Origin of the sequence: Isoptericola sp. S6320L, assembly GCF_023015685.1 — a bacterium.
GTDB lineage: Bacteria > Actinomycetota > Actinomycetes > Actinomycetales > Cellulomonadaceae > Isoptericola > Isoptericola halotolerans_A.
The window spans coordinates 120,278-139,443 of sequence record NZ_JALKAT010000004.1 but is presented as its reverse complement, the minus strand read 5'-3'; the positions used below and the strand labels follow the sequence as shown (position 1 = coordinate 139,443).

The 19,166-nt window shown below is 74.8% G+C and carries 19 protein-coding genes; 9 read left to right on the top strand and 10 right to left on the bottom strand.

What is annotated here, in order from left to right:
- Window positions 1-117: 117 nt before the first annotated feature.
- The 3 genes from MWU57_RS04255 to glp are packed head-to-tail and all read right to left on the bottom strand — an operon-like array spanning window position 118 to window position 2,869.
- Complete coding sequence (locus MWU57_RS04255; RefSeq protein WP_246907430.1) at window positions 118-1,098, bottom strand: molybdenum cofactor biosynthesis protein MoaE; 981 nt, start codon at window positions 1,096-1,098, stop codon at window positions 118-120.
- Complete coding sequence (gene moaC / locus MWU57_RS04250) at window positions 1,095-1,586, bottom strand: cyclic pyranopterin monophosphate synthase MoaC (protein ID WP_246907428.1); 492 nt, start codon at window positions 1,584-1,586, stop codon at window positions 1,095-1,097. The genes MWU57_RS04255 and moaC overlap by 4 nt, the downstream gene beginning before the upstream one ends.
- The gene (glp, locus tag MWU57_RS04245; RefSeq protein WP_246907425.1) at window positions 1,583-2,869 is read right to left on the bottom strand and encodes a gephyrin-like molybdotransferase Glp; all 1,287 of its coding nucleotides are present in this window, start codon (window positions 2,867-2,869) and stop codon (window positions 1,583-1,585) included. Before glp ends, moaC begins: the two co-directional genes overlap by 4 nt.
- Before the next feature lie 97 nt (window positions 2,870-2,966).
- On the opposite strand from glp, the gene MWU57_RS04240 reads away from it, so the two are divergent.
- The 6 genes from MWU57_RS04240 to MWU57_RS04215 are packed head-to-tail and all read left to right on the top strand — an operon-like array spanning window position 2,967 to window position 7,356.
- Entirely contained in the window at window positions 2,967-3,833 is an 867-nt protein-coding gene (locus MWU57_RS04240) for an AraC family transcriptional regulator (protein ID WP_246907421.1), read from the top strand.
- Between the two features lie 47 nt (window positions 3,834-3,880).
- The gene (locus tag MWU57_RS04235; RefSeq protein ID WP_106268792.1) at window positions 3,881-4,288 is read left to right on the top strand and encodes a molybdopterin-binding protein; all 408 of its coding nucleotides are present in this window, start codon (window positions 3,881-3,883) and stop codon (window positions 4,286-4,288) included.
- Complete coding sequence (gene modA, locus MWU57_RS04230) at window positions 4,285-5,064, top strand: molybdate ABC transporter substrate-binding protein (RefSeq protein ID WP_246907418.1); 780 nt, start codon at window positions 4,285-4,287, stop codon at window positions 5,062-5,064. The genes MWU57_RS04235 and modA overlap by 4 nt, the downstream gene beginning before the upstream one ends.
- Window positions 5,061-5,903: an ABC transporter permease gene (locus tag MWU57_RS04225; RefSeq protein WP_246907416.1), complete on the top strand. Its 843-nt coding sequence runs from the start codon at window positions 5,061-5,063 to the stop codon at window positions 5,901-5,903. The genes modA and MWU57_RS04225 overlap by 4 nt, the downstream gene beginning before the upstream one ends.
- Entirely contained in the window at window positions 5,900-6,955 is a 1,056-nt protein-coding gene (locus tag MWU57_RS04220) for a sulfate/molybdate ABC transporter ATP-binding protein (protein WP_246907414.1), read from the top strand. The genes MWU57_RS04225 and MWU57_RS04220 overlap by 4 nt, the downstream gene beginning before the upstream one ends.
- A 32-nt stretch (window positions 6,956-6,987) precedes the next feature.
- Window positions 6,988-7,356, top strand: a complete 369-nt coding sequence (locus MWU57_RS04215; RefSeq protein WP_246907412.1) for an iron chaperone — start codon at window positions 6,988-6,990, stop codon at window positions 7,354-7,356.
- 27 nt (window positions 7,357-7,383) lie between these two features.
- On the opposite strand, the gene MWU57_RS04210 is transcribed toward MWU57_RS04215, so the two are convergent.
- The 3 genes from MWU57_RS04210 to MWU57_RS04200 are packed head-to-tail and all read right to left on the bottom strand — an operon-like array spanning window position 7,384 to window position 10,464.
- Window positions 7,384-8,250, bottom strand: coding sequence for an ABC transporter permease (locus MWU57_RS04210; RefSeq protein ID WP_246907411.1), 867 nt, complete (start codon window positions 8,248-8,250; stop codon window positions 7,384-7,386).
- On the bottom strand, window positions 8,237-9,247 hold the full coding sequence (locus tag MWU57_RS04205) for an ABC transporter ATP-binding protein (RefSeq protein ID WP_246907410.1): 1,011 nt from the start codon (window positions 9,245-9,247) through the stop codon (window positions 8,237-8,239). Before MWU57_RS04205 ends, MWU57_RS04210 begins: the two co-directional genes overlap by 14 nt.
- Window positions 9,244-10,464, bottom strand: coding sequence for a hypothetical protein (locus tag MWU57_RS04200; protein ID WP_246907409.1), 1,221 nt, complete (start codon window positions 10,462-10,464; stop codon window positions 9,244-9,246). The genes MWU57_RS04205 and MWU57_RS04200 overlap by 4 nt, the downstream gene beginning before the upstream one ends.
- 91 nt (window positions 10,465-10,555) lie before the next feature.
- On the opposite strand from MWU57_RS04200, the gene MWU57_RS04195 reads away from it, so the two are divergent.
- Together MWU57_RS04195 and MWU57_RS04190 are read left to right on the top strand one after the other, a co-directional pair.
- Window positions 10,556-11,212: a response regulator transcription factor gene (locus MWU57_RS04195; protein ID WP_246907408.1), complete on the top strand. Its 657-nt coding sequence runs from the start codon at window positions 10,556-10,558 to the stop codon at window positions 11,210-11,212.
- The gene (locus MWU57_RS04190) at window positions 11,209-12,510 is read left to right on the top strand and encodes an ATP-binding protein (protein ID WP_246907406.1); all 1,302 of its coding nucleotides are present in this window, start codon (window positions 11,209-11,211) and stop codon (window positions 12,508-12,510) included. Before MWU57_RS04195 ends, MWU57_RS04190 begins: the two co-directional genes overlap by 4 nt.
- A 9-nt stretch (window positions 12,511-12,519) precedes the next feature.
- Here the strand turns inward: MWU57_RS04190 and MWU57_RS04185 are convergent, their stop codons facing one another.
- From MWU57_RS04185 to MWU57_RS04170, 4 genes are read right to left on the bottom strand one after another with little or no spacing between them, the layout of a single operon-like run.
- On the bottom strand, window positions 12,520-13,617 hold the full coding sequence (locus MWU57_RS04185) for a uroporphyrinogen-III synthase (protein WP_106269061.1): 1,098 nt from the start codon (window positions 13,615-13,617) through the stop codon (window positions 12,520-12,522).
- 31 nt (window positions 13,618-13,648) lie between these two features.
- Window positions 13,649-14,431, bottom strand: coding sequence for a uroporphyrinogen-III C-methyltransferase (gene cobA / locus MWU57_RS04180; RefSeq protein WP_246907405.1), 783 nt, complete (start codon window positions 14,429-14,431; stop codon window positions 13,649-13,651).
- A gap of 1 nt (window position 14,432) precedes the next feature.
- On the bottom strand, window positions 14,433-14,840 hold the full coding sequence (gene nirD, locus MWU57_RS04175; protein ID WP_246907404.1) for a nitrite reductase small subunit NirD: 408 nt from the start codon (window positions 14,838-14,840) through the stop codon (window positions 14,433-14,435).
- Window positions 14,837-17,578: an FAD-dependent oxidoreductase gene (locus tag MWU57_RS04170; protein ID WP_246907403.1), complete on the bottom strand. Its 2,742-nt coding sequence runs from the start codon at window positions 17,576-17,578 to the stop codon at window positions 14,837-14,839. Before MWU57_RS04170 ends, nirD begins: the two co-directional genes overlap by 4 nt.
- Window positions 17,579-17,797: 219 nt before the next feature.
- Between MWU57_RS04170 and MWU57_RS04165 the strand changes: the two genes are divergently transcribed.
- A complete protein-coding gene (locus tag MWU57_RS04165) occupies window positions 17,798-19,153 on the top strand; it encodes a cellulase family glycosylhydrolase (RefSeq protein ID WP_246907402.1) in 1,356 nt (451 codons plus the stop codon).
- Window positions 19,154-19,166: the final 13 nt, after the last annotated feature.

Here is a 19,166-nt window from a genome sequence, read left to right as displayed (position 1 = left end):
GGGGGGTCGTGCCCGACGCTAGGAACGGTCCGTGGCGCGACGGCATCACCCGGCCGACCGCACGGTGAACAACCGATGACCTGCAGGTGGGGCGCGGCAGGACGCTCCTGTGGATCGTCAGCCGAGCGACCCGACCCACTCGCTGGAGCCGTCGGTGAAGCCCTGCTCCTTCCAGATCGGCACCTCGGCCTTGAGCTCCTCGATCAGGTCGCTCGCGCAGGTGAACGCGGCCTGCCGGTGCCCTGAGGCGACGGCCACGACGACGGCGACGTCCCCGATCGCGAGGTCGCCCACCCGGTGCACGACGGCGGCACGCACGGTGTCCCCGGTCGACGCGGCGGTGCGCCGGGCCACCCGGTCGGCGACCGCGGCCAGCACGGCGGCGGCGTCGGGGTGGGACTCGTAGTGCAGCGCGGACACGCCGCGCCCGTCGTCGTGGTCGCGCACGTGGCCGGCGAACGTGACAACGGCCCCGCACGCGTCGTCGCGCACCAGCACCGCCAACCGGGCCGGGGCGTCCTCGATCGGGCCGTCGACCACGTCGGCCGCCAGCACGGTCGCCTCGCCTCCCGGGGCACGGTCGGGGTGGGCGTCCCGGCGGGTGTGATCACCCCCGTGGAGCTGGTCGACGGCGTGCGGCAGGACGTCCGCGAGCGCGTCGAGCCCGTCGACGACGCCTCCGACGGAACCGGGCAGGTTGACGATCAGCGTGGATCCGGCGACGCCCGCGGTCGCCCGGGACAGCGCCGCGCCGGGAACGGTGCGCTTCGTGGGGTCGGTGGGCATCAGGGACCGGGCTCGGACCAGCTCGGCGATACCGGCCACCTCGCGCTCGAGGACGGCGCGCGTCGCCTCGGGAGTGGCGTCCGACGGCGCGAGCCCCGTCCCACCCGAGGTGACGATCACGTCCGGGGCGCCGTCGGACGCCGCGAGCAGGTCGAGCAGCGCCGCACGGACGGGCTCGCCGTCGGGCACCACGCGGACCGGGAGGACCTCCCAGCCGCGGTCGGCGAACCACGCGGTGGCCGCCGGGCCGGAGCGGTCCGCGTAGGTCCCGGCAGCCGCACGGTCGGAGGCGACGACGACGGCGGCCCTCACGGGCGTTCCTCGTCCCGCACCCAGTCGCCGGACTTCCCGCCGGACTTGGCGACCACCTCGATGTCGGTGAGGACGGCGGCCTTGTCGACCGCCTTGATCATGTCGTAGAGCGTCAGGCCCGCGACGGTGACGGCGGTGAGCGCTTCCATCTCGACGCCGGTGCGTCCGGTGGTGCGGACGGTCGCGGTGATCTCGACGGTGCCGGAGCCGGCGCCGTCGGGCGTGACGTCGATCTCGACGCCGGAGATCGGCAGCGGGTGGCACAGCGGCACGAGGTCCGGCGTGCGCTTGGCGCCCATGATCCCGGCGATGCGCGCGGTCGCGATCGCCTCGCCCTTGGGCAGGTCGCCGGACGCGATCTGCTCGACGACGTCGGGCCGGGTGCGCAGCACGCCGCGGGCGGTGGCCTGGCGCTTCGTGACGTCCTTGGCGGTGACGTCGACCATGTGGGCGGCGCCGTCGTCGCGGTAGTGGGACAGGTCGCTCATCGGATCTCCCAGTAGTCGACGTCGTCGCCCTCGTCGAGGTGCGCGACGCCGGGTGGTACGTGCACGAGGAGCGTAGCCGCCGCGAGGTGGGCCAGGAGGTGCGATCCCGGGCCGCCGACCATCTCGACGCGGCCGTCGGCGTCGAGTCGGCCGCGGCGCACCTGGTGCAGGTGCGCGGGCGAGTCCACGGGCTCGGCCAGCGGGGCACGGCCGCGTGGCCGGAGCGTGGGCCCGGCTCCGGTGGCCGTGGCGAGGACCGGCCGCAGGAACAGCTCGAAGGACACCAGCGCGCTGACGGGGTTGCCGGGGAACGCGACGAGCGGCACCTCGCGGCGCGCCTCGACGGGCCCGACGGCGATCGTGCCCAGGCCCTGCGGCCCCCCGGGCTGGACGGCGACGTGCCCGAACCATGCGTCCGTGAGGGTCTGGCGGACCACCTCGTACGCCCCGGCGGAGACCCCGCCGCTGGTGACCACGAGCGCGACGTCCTCGGGCGCGTCCACGAGGACGGCGCGCAGCGCTGCCGGGTCGTCCGGCACGACGCGGTGCGTGGTGCGCACCCCCACCTGCGCGAGCGCCGCCGTGAGCATGGCCCCGTTGGCGTCGTAGAGCTGCGCCGGGCCGAGGGGCTCGCCGGCGGCGACGAGCTCGGACCCCGTGGAGACCAGCAGCACGTGCGGCGGTTCGGCGACGTCGACCTCGGTGACGCCCGCCGCGACGAGGACCCCGAGCTGGGCCGGCCCGAGCGGGGTGCCCGCGGGGACGACGACGTCCCCGGCGGCGACGTCGGACCCCGCGCGGCGCACGAAGGCGCCGGGCGCGACAGGCGTGCTGAACCGGACCGTCGCGTCGGCACCCGGCTCGGGGAAGGCGGGCGGGTCGGCGTCCTCGATCTTCACGACGGCGTCGGCGCCGTCGGGGATCGGGGCGCCGGTCATCACCGGTGCCGCAGCCCCCGGTCCGAGCGGCGAGGGCTGCGTGCCGGCCGGGACCGGCGCCGTGACGGGCAGCTCGACCGGGTCCGACGGCGTCGCCCCGGCGAGGTCCGCGGCCCGGACCGCGTAGCCGTCCATCTGGGAGTTGTCGAAACCGGGCAGGTGGGTGGCCGCGGCCGCGTCGGTCACCAGGACCCGAGGCCGGGAGGCAGCGTCTCGCGCCGCGGACAGCACCGCCGACGGGGCGACGCTCAGCGTGCGCCGCGCCGACGCCAGCGCCGGTCCGACGAGCGTGGCCAGCGCTCGCGCATGGTCGGCCAGGGGGCGTCGGCTCGACTCGTGGTCCACACCGGGCAGCCTACGTCCGTCCCCGACCGCATCGGGCCACGATGATCGGGTCGTGGCCGCCCGTCCTGCCCCAGGCTGGGTGCTGAAGGGAGACACCGTGATCACCGAGCTCAACCGCCTGGTCGACGCCGTCGAGGACAGCCTGTCCGAGGGCCTCGACGTCGCGCGGCTCGCCGCGTCGCTCGGCACCACCGAGTACCACCTGCGCCGGATGTTCTCGTCGTTGGCGGGCATGCCGCTGTCCGAGTACGTGCGCCGTCGCCGGATGACACGCGCGGCGACCGACGTCGTCGCCGGTGACCCGATCCTCGACGTGGCGGTGCGCTACGGGTACGGCTCGGCCGAGGCGTTCGGGCGGGCGTTCCGCAGCGTGCACGGCACCCGCCCCGCCGACGTGCGCCGGCACGGTGGCCCCCTTCGGTCACAACCACAGCTCAGGTTCCGCCTGACCGTCGAAGGGAGCTCCGCCATGGACACCCGCCTCACCGATCGTCCCGCCCTCCGCCTCGTGGGACACGCGACACGTGTCCCGCTCGTCCACCACGGGGTGAACCCACACATCCAGGCGCACATCGCCTCCCTGCCCCCGTCCGAGCACGCTCGCCTCACGTCGCTCGCGAACGGCGAGCCGGCGGGCCTGCTGCAGGTCAGCGCCGACGTCGACCCGGACTACACCGAGGGCAGCGAGCTCACCTACCTGCACGGCGTCGCGCTCGACGCCGCCACCACGGCGCCGGACGACCTCGACGTCATCGAGGTGCCGGCCGGCACCTGGGTCGTCTTCCGCAGCTCCGGCCCGTACCCGGCAGCCCTCCAGGAGACGTACGCGGCGTCGGCGACCGAGTGGTTCCCGTCCAACCCGTGGCGGCTGCGTCCGGGCCCGTCGATCGTGGCGGTGCTCGACCGCGCGGAGGACTTCAGCACGGCGACGACCGAGGTCTGGATGCCCGTCGAACGCGCCTGACTCGCTACACCTTCCCATGCCGCATCTGCGCGCCTAGTATCAACTGCATGCCGCAGATGAGGATCAGCGAGGCCGCGGTCTACCTCGGCGTCAGCGACGACACCGTCCGACGCTGGGTGGACCGCGGGCTGCTGACGGCTGACCGCGACGACTCCGGCCGCCAGGTCGTCGACGGCTACGAGGTGGCGATGGTCGCCCGCGAGCACGCCACCCCGCCCGGCCTCCCCCACGGCATGAGGAGCTCGGCCCGCAACCGGTTCGTCGGGCTGGTCACCGACCTCACGGTCGACACCGTGATGGCGCAGGTCGAGCTGCAGTGCGGGCCGTTCCGGGTCGTGTCGCTCATGAGCAGCGAGGCCGTCCGGGACCTGGGGCTCGAGCGCGGCTCGGTGGCGGTCGCCACCATCAAGTCGACGAACGTCGTCGTCGAGGCACCAGAGCGGGGCGAGCGATGACGGCACGCGCCCGCCGCACGGCCCGGGTCACCGCCGCGCTGCTCGCGGCGACGAGCGTCGCTGCCGGGCTAGCCGGCTGCGGCCCGGGCCCCGTGGCGGCGGACGGCACCACCCTGACCGTCTTCGCCGCGGCGTCCCTGACCGAGGCCTTCGAGCAGGTCGCCGACGACTTCGAGGCGGACCACCCCGGCGTCGACGTCCGGCTCAGCCTCGCGGGCTCGTCCAGCCTGGTCGCGCAGATCCGGCAGGGCGCTCCGGCGGACGTGTTCGCGTCCGCGGACACGACGACCATGGACGAGCTCGTCGCCGACGACCTCGTGGGCACCCCGCAGGACTTCGCGACCAACACCCTGCAGATCGCCGTCCCGCCCGGCAACCCTGCCGGCGTCGCCTCCCTGCAGGACCTGGCCGCACCCGGCCTCCGACTGGTCGTGTGCGCCCCGCAGGTGCCCTGTGGCGCCGCCACGGCCGCCGCCGTCGACGGTGCGGGAATCGCGCTCCAGCCCGTCAGCGAGGAGCAGAGCGTCACCGACGTCCTGGGCAAGGTGACCGCGGGCGAGGCCGACGCCGGGCTCGTCTACGTCACCGACGTCGCCCGCGCCGGCGACCAGGTCGACGGCATCCCGTTCGCCGAGTCCGACGCCGCGGTGAACACCTATCCGATCGCCACCGTGACCGACACCCACCAGCCCGAGCTGGCCCGGGAGTTCGTCGACGCCGTCCTCTCCCCCGAGGGGCGGGCCGTGCTCGCCGGTCTCGGGTTCGCCGCGCCATGACCACCTGGACCAGCACCCCCGCCCTCGGCACGAGTCGCCGCACCGGCCGCGACCCGGCCGTGGTCCCCGGCGGGCTCCCCCGCTGGGCGTTCGTGCCCGCTGCCCTCGGCGGCCTGTTCGTGGTGCTGCCGCTGGTCGCGATGGGCACCCGCGTCGACTGGACGAACTTCTGGGGGCTGATGACCAGCGAGTCCGCGCGCGCCGCCCTGGCCCTCAGCCTGCAGACCGCCGCGACGAGCACCGTCGTGTGCCTGGTCCTCGGCATCCCCCTGGCCCTCGTGCTGGCACGCGGCCGGCTCCCCGGTCAGAGCCTGCTGCGCTCCCTGGTGCTGGTGCCGCTGGTGCTGCCGCCCGTGGTCGGCGGTGTCGCGCTGCTGTCCACGTTCGGTCGCCGCGGGCTGCTCGGGGAGTCGATGGACGTGCTCGGTCTCCAGATCGCGTTCTCCACGACGGCGGTGGTGCTGGCGCAGAGCTTCGTCGCGCTGCCGTTCCTCGTCGTCAGCCTCGAGGGAACGTTGCGCACGGCCGGTGAGCGCTACGAGGTGGTTGCCGCGGGGCTCGGCGCCGGCCCCACCACGGTGCTGCGCCGGGTGACGCTCCCCCTCGTGTGGCCGGGGCTGCTGTCCGGCACGGTGCTGGCGTTCGCGCGCGCGCTCGGCGAGTTCGGGGCCACCATCACCTTCGCGGGCAGCCTGCAGGGCGTCACCCGGACGCTGCCGCTGGAGGTCTACCTGCAGCGGGAGACCGACCCCGACGCCGCCGTGGCGCTGTCCCTGCTGCTGGTGGCCGTCGCCGTCGTCGTGATCGCCGCGACGCACCACCGGGGCCCGTCGCGATGACGTTCGATCTGACCGCGACCGTGCCGTCACGCGGTGTCGACGTCAGCCTCGACGTCGCCGCGGGCCGCACCCTGGCGCTGCTCGGCCCCAACGGCGCCGGCAAGTCCACCGCGCTGGGGCTCGCTGCCGGGACGCTGCGCCCGCACGACGGCGACATCACGCTGGACGGCCGCACCCTCGCCCGGGCACGGGGTGGGCGGCGCACGGCATGGGTCGCCGCGCACCGCCGGCGGGTGGCGCTGCTGGCCCAGGACCCGATGCTGTTCCCGCACCTGAGCGTCCGCGACAACGTCGCCTTCGGACCGCGCGCCCAGGGCCGTTCGCGGCGGGCGGCCGCCACCGCGGCCGAGGGGTGGCTGGACGCGACCGGGCTGGGCGGCCTCGCCGACCGTCGTCCAGCCGCGCTGTCCGGCGGCCAGGCCCAACGTGTCGCGATCGCGCGCGCCCTGGCGGCCCGGCCGCGGCTCCTCCTCCTCGACGAGCCGATGGCGGCACTCGACGTCGACGTCACGCCCCGGCTGCGCCAGACGCTCCAGCACCTCCTCGCCGAGCAGACCACCGTGCTCGCCACCCACGACGTCCTGGACGCGCTGCTGCTCGCGGACGAGGTCGCCGTCGTCGACGGCGGTCGCGTCGTCGAGCGGGGGCCGGCGGCGGAGGTCCTGTCCCGGCCGCGCAGCGCGTTCGCGGCGTCGATCGCGGGCCTGAACCTCCTGACCGGGACGTGGACCGGTGACGGCGTCGCCACCGCGACCGGCGAGGTGGTGCACGGGCACGCCACGCACCCCGAGGTGCCGCTCGGCACCGCGATGACCGCCGTCTTCCGCCCCGCCGCCGTCGCGCTGCACCTGGCCGACCCCCACGGGTCCCCGCGGAACACCTTCCGCGGGACGGTGCGGACCGTCGAGCCGCGCGGTGACCTGCTGCGGGTGCGCACCGAGCGCCTCGCCGCCGACGTCACCCCGCAGGCCGTCGCCGAGCTGTCCCTCGTGCCCGGGCGTTCCGTCGTCGCCACCGTCAAGGCCGCCGAGGTCGACGTGTACCGTCGCTGACGACAGCGAGCAACCAGGAGCGAGGCACCCGCATGACGACGGCAGCCGACCACGACGCCTACCTCGCTGCGGCGCCCGAGCACTTCCAGCCTCCGCTGCGACGGCTGCGCACGCTGTTGTCCCGCACCCTGCCGGAGGCGGACGAGATCGTGGCGTACCACATGCCGGGGTTCAGGATCGACGGCACGGTCGTCGCGAGCTATGCGGCGTTCAGCAAGCAGTGCGGGCTCTACCTGCTCCCCGGCGCCCTGACCGCGCACTCCGAGGAGATCGCGGCCGCCGGCTTCCGGGCGACCAAGACCGGCATCACCTTCTCGCCGCGGAGACCGATCCCGGACGACCTCGTCGAACGGCTGGCGCGGGCGTCGCGAGGGGAGGCCCGGGGGGTGAGGACGAGATGACCTCGCACGCACGGCGGAGACCTCGCCCTAGCTGGAGACGTCCGCCGTCGTGAACCGGCTCCAGGCCAGGGCACCGAAGACCGCGACCCAGGCGGCCTGCACGGCGAGGCCCGCGAGCAGGGTCGAGGCGTCCACCTCCAGCCGGAGGAACTCGCCGAAGTCCAACCAGTGGTGGGTGAGCAGCGCGGGGTGGATCGCGGAGAGCTGCGGCAGCGCGTCGAGCACCCCGCTGACGATGGCCACGACCACGGTCGCCGCCATCGCCGCGACGGGGACCTCGGTCAGCGTCGACAGGAACAAGCCGACCGCGACCAGCCCGGTGAGCGACGCGACGACGTAGCCGACCACGCCGAGGGTGCGCAGCATCCCCTCGGCGAGCGGGATCGTGTCCCCGGACAGCAGGACCACGTCCCCCACACCGAAGAACGCCGCCCCGGTCACCAGGCCCACCCCGGCGATGGCGGTGACGGCGGCCGCGGCGTACGCCAGGGCGGCCACCGCCTTGACGAGCAGCAGGCGCGTCCGCGGGACGGGCACCACCAGCAGGTAGCGCAGGGTGCCCGCCGACGCCTCTCCCGCCACGGCGTCACCGGAGACGATCGAGACGCACAGCGGTAGCAGGAAAGGCAGGCAGCTCACCAGGGCCGCGAACACGAGGAACACGCCGTTGCCGGTCACGCGGTCCAGGAACGGCGGTCCCTGCCCGGCCACGGGCGTGTCCTGGGTGACGAAGAGGACGGTGCCGATCAGCAGCGGGACGGCAGCCAGGCCCACGAGGAGCACGATGTTGCGCACGCGGCCGAACACCAGCCGCAGCTCGCTGCCCAGCAGCCGCGCCGTCGCCCGAGCGGACGACACCGGCGGGCCGGCCGGCGGGGAGTCAACGAGCGACATCGAAACCCTCCCCCGTCAGGCGGACGAACACGTCCTCCAGCGTAGGCCGACGGACCTCCAGGCCGAGCAGGTCGATGCCGTCGCCGACCACCGCCTGGGCGACCTTCTCGACCGCCACGCTGCCCAGCGGGGCGGCGACGACCTCCCCGTCGGCCCGCGCGCCGTCCAGACCCAGGCCCGACAGCACGCGCACGGCATGCGCGCGCTGGTCCGGGCGTGTCATGACCCGCACCTCGGTGGTCCCCTCGTCGGCGATCTCCTCCCGCGGGCCCTGGGCGAGCAGCGTGCCGCGGCTCATGATCCCGACGTGCGAGCACACCTGCTCGATCTCGCTCAGCAGGTGCGACGAGACGAGGACGGTGGCGCCGGCGTCGGCGACCTCGCGCACCAGGGCCCGCACCTCGCGCGTGCCCTGCGGGTCGAGCCCGTTGGTGGGTTCGTCGAGCAGCAGCAGGTCGCGCGGACGCAGGAGCGCCGCCGCGAGCCCCAGCCGCTGCTTCATGCCCAACGAGTACTGCCGGTAGCGCTTGCCCGCGGCAGCCGTGAGGCCGACCCGCTCGAGCGCGGCGCCGATCCGCCGGGTGCGCGAGCCGGGGGCGGAGGTCGGGTCCGCGGCGTCCAGGCGCCGCAGGTTCGCCTCCCCGGAGAGGTAGGGATGGAAGGCCGGGCCTTCCACGAGCGCCCCGACCCGGGGCAGCACCTCCGCGCCTCCACCGGGCATCGCCGTGCCGAGCAGCTCGACCGACCCGGCCGTGGGCGACACGAGCCCGAGGAGCATCCGGATCGTCGTCGTCTTGCCCGAGCCGTTCGGCCCGAGGAACCCGTAGACCGCGCCCCGCGGGACGAGCAGGTCGACGCCGTCGACGCCGACCTGCCCGGACCGGAAGCGCTTCGTCAGACCACGGGTGCGGACCGCGGCGCCCTCGGCATCGCCGGCGCCCTCAGCATCCCCGGCGTCGCCCTCGGCATCCCCGGCGTCGCCCTCGGCACCGCTCATCCGGCGAGCTCCTCGAGCGTGGCCGGCGGCACCGCACCCGCCAGGACCCGGCCGTCGTCGGTCACCAGCACGGACAGCAGCGCGGAGGTGAGGAGCCGGCCGCCGTCGACCTCGGTGGTGAGCTGCTCGTAGAGGGCCTGCGTGTCGAGCTCCGGCAGGCCCGGCAGCTCGCCGTCCTCGGACTCCGTGAGCTCCTCGAACAGGTCGTCGGCGCCGCTCGACCCGCTGCTGCCCTCGGGCAGGCGGCCCTCGGCCGTCGCACCGAGGATCGCGTCGACGTCCACGTCCGAGAGCTCGACGACGGTCTCCCACCCGGTGCCGGAGACCGCGACCCCCGCGTCCTCGCCGAGCGCGTCGCTGCTCGGCTGCTCGAGGGTCCCCGGCTCCGGGAGGGGAACCTCGACCTCGCGCACGTCGGCACCCGCCGGGGCGGAGAAGTCGAACACGCTCGGGTCGGGGGCGTCGAACGAGACGTCGGTGAACCCGACCTCGATCGCCGGGGACTCGGCGTCCTGGACGCTCCAGACCTGGGTGCGCAGCGGCACGGAGGTCTCGGCGTCGACCGCGACCAGCACCCGGTCCACCAGGGTGCCGTCCGTCTGCGGGCGCATCTCGAGCTGGTAGGCCGCGCGCCCGGCCACCTCGACCGGCTCCGTCGTGGTGACGTCCGTCGTGGTGCGGGCGTAGGCGAGAGCCAGCCCCGCCGCCTCGGAGGGCGTCGGCACGTCGCCGTCCACCGGCGGCTCGGCACCCTCCTGGGCCAGCGCCTCGTAGCGCTCCAGGTCCGCAGGGTCGACGACGTAGTGCACCGCCTCGTCGTCGGCGCTCGAGTAGGTCCACGCCTCCGGGCCGTCCCGGACCACCGAGTACTCCGAGACCTCGCCGAGCAGGGCGGCCCGCGACGAGTCCTCGCCGTCGGACCAGACGCGGACCGTCGAGCTGCCCCCGAGCAGGTCGAGCGGGCCGGCCCCCTGGATCTCGGAGACGGTGACGTCCGGCAGGCCGAGCCGAGCCGTGTAGACGACGGTCCCGGAGACAGGGACCTTCTCGGCGACGGCGAGCCGCTCGACGAGCTCGTCGGCGGTGACGGCGGGGAGCTCGTCGCTCGCCACGGCACCCATCGTGGCGGGGACGGCGAACGCGGCGGCGACGGCGGCGGCGACGACGGCGGGGACCGCCCACCGGGCCCGGGAAGAGAGACTGCGCGTGGTGTCCATGGGAACACTGTGGCCGACCACACCTGAGACGAGCCTGAGAAAGTGCGGGGCCGAGCACGCACGCCGTGCGCACGGGTGCCATGCTGCGGTGGTGCGCATCCTGCTGGTGGAGGACGAGGCCGTGCTCGCGCGTGCGCTGCGTCGCGGGCTGCAGGCCGAGGGCTTCGCGGTCGACGTGGCGCCCGACGGCGAGACCGGCCTCCGGCTCGCCCTCGAGGGCGACCACGACGTCGTCGTCCTCGACCTCATGCTCCCGCGGCGGTCCGGGATCGACGTGCTGCGCACGATGCGCCACGAGGAGGTCTGGACACCGGTGCTCGTCCTCAGCGCCCGGGGCACGGACGACGACGTCACCCACGGCCTGGACGTCGGGGCCGACGACTACCTGCCGAAGCCCTTCGCGTTCAGCGTGCTCGTCGCCCGGCTGCGGGCGCTGCTGCGCCGCGGCGCGCCGCCGCGACCCGCCGTGCTGCAGGTCGGGACCCTGACCCTCGACCCGGCGAGCCGCGAGGTGCGGCAGGACGGCCGCGACGTCGAGCTCACCACCCGCGAGACGGCGCTGCTCGAGCAGCTCATGCGCCGGCCGGGCGAGGTGCTGACGAAGATCGAGCTCCGCGACCACGTGTGGGACGCGGTCGGGGACGACCTCAACGTCGTGGAGGTCTACGTCAGCTACCTGCGCCGCAAGCTCGGCCGGGAGGCCATCGAGACGGTCCGCGGCGTCGGCTACCGGGTCGTGGGGCGGTGAGGGGCGGCTGGTCGCTGCGCCTGCGCCTGACCCTCGCGGCGGCGGGCCTGACCGGGATCGCCCTGGTGGTCGGCGCGCTCCTGCTCACCACGGTCGTGTCGCAGAGCCGGATCGCGGCGACCGACGCCGTGCTGAGCGGCACCGCCGAGCAGGTGTCGGCGCTCGTCGCCGAGGACCGCGTGCCGCCCGTGCTGGCCGCCGACGAGCCGGGCGAGGTCGTCCAGCTCGTCGACGCGTCGGGGCGTGTCGTCGCCACCTCGCCCAACGCCAGCCGCACGCTGCCCGTCCTGGCTCCCGCCGCCCTCCGCGAGACGCCCGACGGCGCCGCCACCCGCGACGACGCGGCCTACGGCTCCGGGCCGGTGCGCGTGCTCGTCGACACCGTGCCCACCGGTGAGCGGGTCGTGACCGCCCTGCCCCTGGACACGATCGAGGGTGCGCTCGACGCGCTGCGCCTCTCGCTCGGGGTCGTGGTCCCGCTGCTGACGCTGGCTCTCGGCCTGGTGACCTGGGTGGTGCTGGGGCGGGCGCTGCGCCCCGTCGAGGAGCTGCGCGCCGGCGCCGCCCGGGTGAGCGACGTGGGCGGTCCCGGCACGCTGCCGGTCCCGGCGGCCCAGGAGATCGCCGCACTGGCCCGGACCCTCAACGCGATGCTGGACCGACTGGACGCGTCGGCGCAGCGGCAGAGCAGCTTCGTGGCCGACGCCGCCCACGAGCTGCGCTCGCCGATCGCGGCCCTGCGGACCAGCCTGGAGGTGGCCCGTGCCCACCCCCAGGCGTACGAGGACGCCGAGCTGACGGCGGACCTCGAGCACGAGGTGATCCGCCTGCAGGAGCTCGTCGACGACCTGCTCGTGCTCGCCCGCGTCGGGGCCGCACCGCTCGAGGTGCGCGACGTCGACCTGGCCGGCGTCGCCCGGGCCGCTGCGGGGGAGGTCGAGGTCCGCGGCGAGGGCCGTGCGGTGGTCGATCCCTCCGCCGTCGGACGCGTGGTGCGCAACCTGGTGGACAACGCACGGCGGTTCGCGCGCGACCGGGTGGTGGTCGAGGTGCGCGACGGCGTCGTGACGGTCGACGACGACGGCCCGGGGATCACCGCGCCGGACCGTGAGCGCGTGTTCGAGCGGTTCACGCGGCTCGGGTCGGCACGCGGGCGCGACTCGGGGGGCACCGGGCTGGGCCTGGCCATCGCCCGCGAGATCGCGCGGGAGCACGGGGGCGACGTCACGCTGGGCGACAGCGAGCTCGGCGGGCTGCGCGCCACGGTCACCCTGCCCGTGCCGGGCAGCGGCGGGTGAGCGCTGCGGTCAGTCGTGCGCGAGCTCGAGCCGGTACCCCCGCTTGACCACCGTCTTGATGAGGTCGCGCCGGCCGGCGGCCTCGCGCAGGCGCGCCACGGCCACCTCGACGGCGTGCCCGTCGCGGGACACGCCCGGCAGGACGTCGAGCACCTGGTCGCGCGGGACGACGTCGCCGCCCGCCGACGCCAGGAGCCGCAGCACCTCGACGCCCGTGGGCGACAGCGGGAGGACCTGGCCGTCCAGCACCGCCACGCGCGCTCGGATGACGAGCGGTCCCGCGACGGTGCTCAGCGCGACCGACTCGATGTGCTCGTAGTGCCCGACCAGCGCACGCACCAGGGCGCCCAGCCGGCCGCGCTCCGGCTCGAGCGGGGTGATGCCGCGGGCCGCCAGCGGGCGCGACGTCACCGGGCCCACGGACGCCACCACCATCTCGCCGGTGGTGCAGCGCGAGACGACCTGGTCGCGCAGGCCGGCGGACTCGACGGCCTCCATCCAGGCCTCGGCGCCGGGAGCCGAGGTGAAGACGACGGCGTCGATCTCGCCGTCGGCCGCGGCCCGCACGGAGGCCTGCACCGCGTCCGGGTCGGGCGCCGGGCCCCACCGGTAGACGACCAGGGGCGAGACCTGGGCGCCGGCCTTGGCGAAGACCTCGTCGAGCCCGTCGGCGCCCGCGCCGTGGTGCTGGATCGCCACGTGCAGGCCGCCCACGCCCTCGCTGAGCAGCACCTCGGCCACCTCGGCCGAGGTCTCGGACTCCGCGACCCAGTCGGCGGCCAGCCCGGCCGCCTGCACCGCGCCCCGGGCCTTGGGGCCCCGGGCCACGATGCGTGCGTCGCCGAGCACCCGCAGCAGGTCGTCGGCGAGCCCGTGGGCGTCGGCCGCCTCGACCCACGCCCGGAACCCCACCCCGGTCGTGGCGACGACGACGTCGGGCGGGTCGGCGATCAGCGCGGCGGTCGCGGCGACGAGGGCGTCGTCGTCCACGTGCGGGATCATGCTCAGCGCCGGGGCGTGCCGGACCGCCGCCCCTCGCCGCTCGAGGGCGGCGGCCAGCTCGCCGGAGCGACGGTCGGCGGTGACCAGCACGGTGCACCCCGCCATGACCTGCCCCAGGGCAGGCCGCGTCGAGGTCTCAGCCACGCGGGTCCCCCACGTCTCCTCGGTCACTCACACCCTCCAGCAGGCCTGGCGCCGCCACGTCTCCGACCACGATCACGGCGGGGGCGCGGACCCCGAGCTCGTCGGCGCGCTTGGCCGCCAGGTCCAGCCCGACGCGCGTCACCCGCTGCTCCGGCGTCGACCCCCGCTCCACGATCGCCACGGGGGTGTCCGGGGCCGCGCCGGCGTCGAGCAACCGGGTCACGATCGCCGGCAGCGACGACACCCCCATGAGGATCACCAGCGTAGCCGCCCGCTCGGTGACGCAGGCCACGGCGACGTCGTCGAGCTCCCGCTCGCCGCTGCGGGTGTGCGCGGTCACGACGTGGAACGCCGTCGTCGTGCCGCGGTGCGTCAGGGGGATGCCCGCGAGCGCCGGCACCGACAGGGCGGACGAGACGCCGGGCACGACGTCGACCGCGACCCCCGCGGTCGTGCAGGCCGCGTACTCCTCGCCGCCGCGCCCGAACACGAACGGGTCGCCGCCCTTGAGCCGGACCACACGCCGGCCGGCGAGCCCACGGCGCACCAGCAGCGCGTTGATCTCGTCCTGCGGCACCTTGTGCCGGCCGGGCGATTTGCCGACGTCGATCACCTCGACGTGCTCGCCCAGATCCTCCAGCACCTCCAGCGGCACCAGCCGGTCGTGGACGACGACGTCGGCCCGCGCGATCGCCCGCCAGGCCCGGTAGGTGAGCAGGTCGGCCGCTCCGGGGCCGGCGCCGACCAGCGTGACGTGCCCGGCCTGTGCGGTCATGTCAGGCCGGTCCTGCGACGTCGACGTGCACGACGCCGTCGCGCACCTCGGCACCGAACGGCTCCAGGTGGGCGCCCAGCCCGGGCCTCGGCGTCTTGCCGCCCGCCTCCAGGCACCGGCCGGTGGCCAGCGCGAAGACCTGCTTGTAGACCGGGGAGGCAACCGTGGGCTCCTCGCCCCGGCTGCCGACGATGCCGCGGGACATGACGTGGGCGCCCGAGTACGGGTCGAGCTGCTGGACCGCGCGGACGGAGTCGTCGAGCAGCCGGAAGATCGCGACCTGGACCGCGGAGCCGTCGCTGCGTTCGAGCAGCGCGGCGACCCCGCGCTCGGGCACCAGGTCGTCGAGCCGGCACACGGCGGTCCAGCGGTCGACGGTGGGGTCGGTGTGGGCGTCGGTGACGGTCATGCGCGGACCTCCAGGGTGGCGCCGGCCACGAGGACCGGACCGGTGAGCGAGGGGTCGACCGGACCGTCGGGTCCAGCGGCGATCTCCTCCGGGGTGGCCGGACGCTTCTGCCCGCGCTCGGCGACGTACGCGAGCGTCGGGTCCGGCGTCGTCGGCGCGTTGACGAACGAGCCGAACCGGGCGAGCTTCTCGGGGTCCTCGAGGACGGCCTTCCACTCGTCCTCGTAGCCCTCGACGTGGGCGGCCATCGCGGCGTCCAGGTCGTCGGCGATCCCGAGGGAGTCGGCCAGGATGACTTCGCGGATGGCGTCGAGGCCGCCCTCGTACTCCTCCACCCAGGGCGCGGTGCGCTGCAGGCGGTCCGCGGTGCGGATGTAGAGCATGAGGAACCGGTCGATGGCGCGCAGCATCTCGTCGGACGTGAGGTCCTCGGCGAGGAGCTGGGCGTGCTTGGGCGTCTGGCCGCCGTTGCCGCCGACGTAGACGTTCCAGCCCTTGTCGGTCGCGATCACGCCGACGTCCTTGCCACGGGCCTCGGCGCACTCGCGGGCGCAGCCCGAGACGCCCATCTTCAGCTTGTGCGGCGAGCGCAGTCCGCGGTACCGCAGCTCCAGCTCGACGGCCATGCCGACGGAGTCCTGCACCCCGTAGCGGCACCACGTGGAACCCACGCAGGACTTCACCGTGCGCAGCGACTTGCCGTACGCGTGGCCGGACTCGAACCCGGCGTCGACGAGCCGCTTCCAGATCTCGGGGAGCTGCTCGACCCGGGCGCCGAACATGTCGATGCGCTGCCCCCCGGTGATCTTCGTGTAGAGCCCGAAGTCCTTGGCGACCTGCCCGACGACGATGAGCCCCTCGGGCGTGACCTCGCCGCCGGGCATGCGCGGCACCACGGAGTAGGTGCCGTCCTTCTGCATGTTGGCGAGCATGTGGTCGTTGGTGTCCTGCAGCGCGGCCTGCTCGCCGGACAGGATGTGGCCGTTGCCGAGGCTGGCGAGGATCGAGCCGACGACGGGCTTGCAGATGTCGCAGCCGCGATGGAGGAGTGGGCTTGCGAGCCCCGCAGAATCGCGGCCGGCAGCAGAGCCCCGTCCCGGTCCCGCCGACCCCTCGGCGCGGACGCCGAACCGCTCGATGATCTCGCTGAACGAGTGCAGGTCCGCGACGCGCACGGCGTCGAAGAGCTGCGCCCGGGACAGCTCGAAGTGCTCGCACAGCGCGGTGGAGACCTCGATGCCGGCCTTGGCCATCTCGGTCTCGGTGATCTTCTTGACCAGCGGCAGGCAGGCGCCGCAGGTGGTGCCGGCCCTGGTGCAGCTCTTGACGTCCCCGACGGAGGTGCAGTGGTGGTCCGTCACCGCGCCGCGGATCGTGCCCGCCGAGACGTTGTTGCACGAGCAGACGTTCGCCTCGTCCGGCAGCTCGAGGTCCGGCGCGCCGCCGCCCTCGGGCAGGAGGAACGCGGCCGGGTCGCCCGGGAGCTCGGCGCCGAGCATCGGTCGCAGCGAGGCGTAGGGCGCGGCGTCGCCGACGAACACGCCGCCGAGCAGCGTCCGCGCGTCGTCGGACATGACGAGCTTCTTGTACACGCCCGCGGTGGGGTCGGCCCACACGATCTCGATGCAGTCCTCGGTGCGGCCGTGCGCGTCGCCGAAGGACGCGACGTCGACGCCGGACAGCTTGAGCTTGGTCGCGGTGTCCGCGCCGGGGAACTCGGCGTCGCCACCCAGGAGCCGGTCGACGACGACCTCCGCCATGGTGTTGCCGGGCGCCACCAGGCCGAGGCAGCGGCCCTCGATGCAGGCGACCTCACCGATCGCCCAGACGTGCGGGTCCTCCGTGCGGCAGGTGAGGTCGACGACGGCGCCGCCGCGCTCGCCGATCGGCAGCCCGGCGGAGCGGGCGAGCTCGTCGCGCGGCCGTACACCGGTGGCCATGACGACGACGTCGACGTCGAGGCGGCCGCCGTCGGCGAAGTCCATGCGCCCGACGTGCCCGGTCCGACGGTGCGGCTTCATCTCCTTCGTGGCGGTCTCGGCGCGCACCGCGATGCCCTTGTCGTTGATGAGGCGCTTGAGCGCCTGCCCACCCCCGAGGTCGACCTGCACGCCCATGAGGTGCGTGCCGAACTCGATGACGGTCGCCTGGGCGCCGAGCGCCTTGAGCGCCCCGGCGGCCTCCAGACCGAGCAGGCCGCCGCCGATCACGGCGCCCCGGACCGGCTTCTCGACGACGCCGCCGCGGGTCGTGACCTTGTTGGCCTCCCGCTTGGCCTCGACCCAGCCGCGCAGCTCGGCCACGTCGTCGATGGTGCGGTAGACGAACACGCCCGGCAGCTCGTTGCCCGGGATGGGGGGACGCGCCGCGTTCGAGCCGGTGGCCAGCACCAGCTCGTCGTACGCGTGGACGGCGCCGAGGCGGTCGGTGACGGTCCGGGCCTCGCGGTCGATGGCGACGACCTTGCAGTCGCGATGCAGGTCCACCAGCGGGTCGTCCCAGAGCGCCGGGTCGCCGAGCGTGAGCTCCTCGGCGTCGCGGACCTCGAAGTAGCGGGTCAGGCCGACACGGTCGTACGGCTTGCGCGGCTCCTCGGCGAAGAGGCTGACGCGCCACTCGCCGGCGGTGTCGCGGGCGCGCAGGGCCTCGACGAAGCGCTGCGCGACCATGCCACCGCCGACGACGACCACGTGACGACGGCCGTCCGGCTGGGCTGAGGTGAGGGGCTCGCTGGTCATGCCCCGAACCTAGGCAGCCACCGTGACCGCACCGTCAGGAGGTGGTTACCCCGCGGGAACATCTTGCTCACGTGCCGCGCGGTGCCCGTGAGAGGAGCCGGACACAGTGGCGTGGACATCCCGCTCCACACCTCCCGACTTAAACGCTTAAGCGCCTTCCCCCGCGCGCCGCCGTCGGGCACGGTGACCGTGCCAGGGACCCGACCGGAAGGACCCACCATGACCCGCCTCCGCACCCGCACCGTCGCGGGCGTCACGGCCGCGACGCTCACCGCCGCCGGCCTGAGCGCGCTCGCCGCCCACGGCGCCGTCGCCGACGACGACGCATCCGGCATCCACGTCGCCGACGGCCGCATCGTCGAGGCCGACGGCACCGACCTGGTGCTACGCGGCGTCAACCACCCGCACGCCTGGTACACCGGGACGACGACGCAGGCGCTGGCCGACATCAAGGCGGTCGACGCCAACGCCGTGCGCGTCGTCCTCGCCAGCGGCGACCGCTGGACCCGCACCAGCGCTGCCGAGGTCGCGGCCATCGTCGACGGGTGCGAGGCGAACCGGCTGATCTGCCAGCTCGAGGTGCACGACACCACGGGCTACGGCGAGCAGGCCGGAGCCGCCACGCTCGACCAGGCCGCCGACTACTGGGAGTACCTCTACCCCACCCTCGCCGGCACCGAGGACCACGTGCTGGTCAACCTCGGCAACGAGCCGTACGGCAACGACGCCGCCACCAACGCCGGCTGGGCGGACGACACCTCCGCCGCCGTCCAGCGGCTGCGCGACGTCGGCTACGACCACGCGCTCGTCGTGGACGCCCCGAGCTGGGGCCAGGACTGGGCCCACATCATGCGTGACCAGGCGCCCGCCGTCGCGGCCGCGGACCCCGACGGCAACACGATCTTCTCCGTGCACATGTACGGCGTGTACAGCCAGGGCTCCACGGTCACCCAGTACCTCGAGCACTTCGTCGACGCCGGGCTGCCCCTGATGATCGGTGAGTTCGGCTACACGCACTCCGACGGGTCGGTCGCCTACGACACGATCCTCGCCGAGACGGAACGGCTGGGGATCGGCTGGCTCGCCTGGTCCTGGAGCGGCAACGGCGGCGGCGTCGAGTACCTCGACCTGGTGGAGAACTTCGACGTCGGCTCCCCGTCGTCGTGGGGCGAACGCATCTTCACCGGGCCCGACGGGCTCTCGGAGACCTCGGTCGAGGCCTCCGTGTTCGGCGGCGCACCCGACCCCGACCCGACGCCGGACCCCGACCCGACGGATCCCCCGGCGGGCGACGCCTGCACGGGCGAGCTCACCGTGGCCAACGCGTGGCAGGGCGGCTACCAGGCCCAGGTCACCGTCACCGCCGGGGACACCGCCGTCGACGGCTGGACCACCACCCTGCCCGCGGGCGTCGGGGTCGCCCAGCTCTGGGGCGGCACGCTGGGCGACGACGGCGCGACCGTCACCCCCACCGCCTGGAACGGCAGCCTCGCCGCCGGGGCGTCGACGTCGTACGGGTTCATCGGCTCCGGTGCTGCGCCGTCGGACGCCGATGTGGCCTGCGCCGTCGGCTGACGGCAGCCGACGT

Coding starts and splice junctions, on each gene's coding strand:
- moaC (WP_246907428.1), bottom strand. CDS start 1,586: ATGAGCGACCTGTCCCACTACCGCGACGACGGCGCCGCCCACATGGTC.
- MWU57_RS04235 (WP_106268792.1), top strand. CDS start 3,881: ATGCCGCAGATGAGGATCAGCGAGGCCGCGGTCTACCTCGGCGTCAGC.
- modA (WP_246907418.1), top strand. CDS start 4,285: ATGACGGCACGCGCCCGCCGCACGGCCCGGGTCACCGCCGCGCTGCTC.
- MWU57_RS04225 (WP_246907416.1), top strand. CDS start 5,061: ATGACCACCTGGACCAGCACCCCCGCCCTCGGCACGAGTCGCCGCACC.
- MWU57_RS04220 (WP_246907414.1), top strand. CDS start 5,900: ATGACGTTCGATCTGACCGCGACCGTGCCGTCACGCGGTGTCGACGTC.
- MWU57_RS04215 (WP_246907412.1), top strand. CDS start 6,988: ATGACGACGGCAGCCGACCACGACGCCTACCTCGCTGCGGCGCCCGAG.
- MWU57_RS04210 (WP_246907411.1), bottom strand. CDS start 8,250: ATGTCGCTCGTTGACTCCCCGCCGGCCGGCCCGCCGGTGTCGTCCGCT.
- MWU57_RS04205 (WP_246907410.1), bottom strand. CDS start 9,247: ATGAGCGGTGCCGAGGGCGACGCCGGGGATGCCGAGGGCGACGCCGGG.
- MWU57_RS04200 (WP_246907409.1), bottom strand. CDS start 10,464: ATGGACACCACGCGCAGTCTCTCTTCCCGGGCCCGGTGGGCGGTCCCC.
- MWU57_RS04185 (WP_106269061.1), bottom strand. CDS start 13,617: ATGGCGGGGTGCACCGTGCTGGTCACCGCCGACCGTCGCTCCGGCGAG.
- cobA (WP_246907405.1), bottom strand. CDS start 14,431: ATGACCGCACAGGCCGGGCACGTCACGCTGGTCGGCGCCGGCCCCGGA.
- nirD (WP_246907404.1), bottom strand. CDS start 14,840: ATGACCGTCACCGACGCCCACACCGACCCCACCGTCGACCGCTGGACC.
- MWU57_RS04170 (WP_246907403.1), bottom strand. CDS start 17,578: ATGACCAGCGAGCCCCTCACCTCAGCCCAGCCGGACGGCCGTCGTCAC.
- MWU57_RS04165 (WP_246907402.1), top strand. CDS start 17,798: ATGACCCGCCTCCGCACCCGCACCGTCGCGGGCGTCACGGCCGCGACG.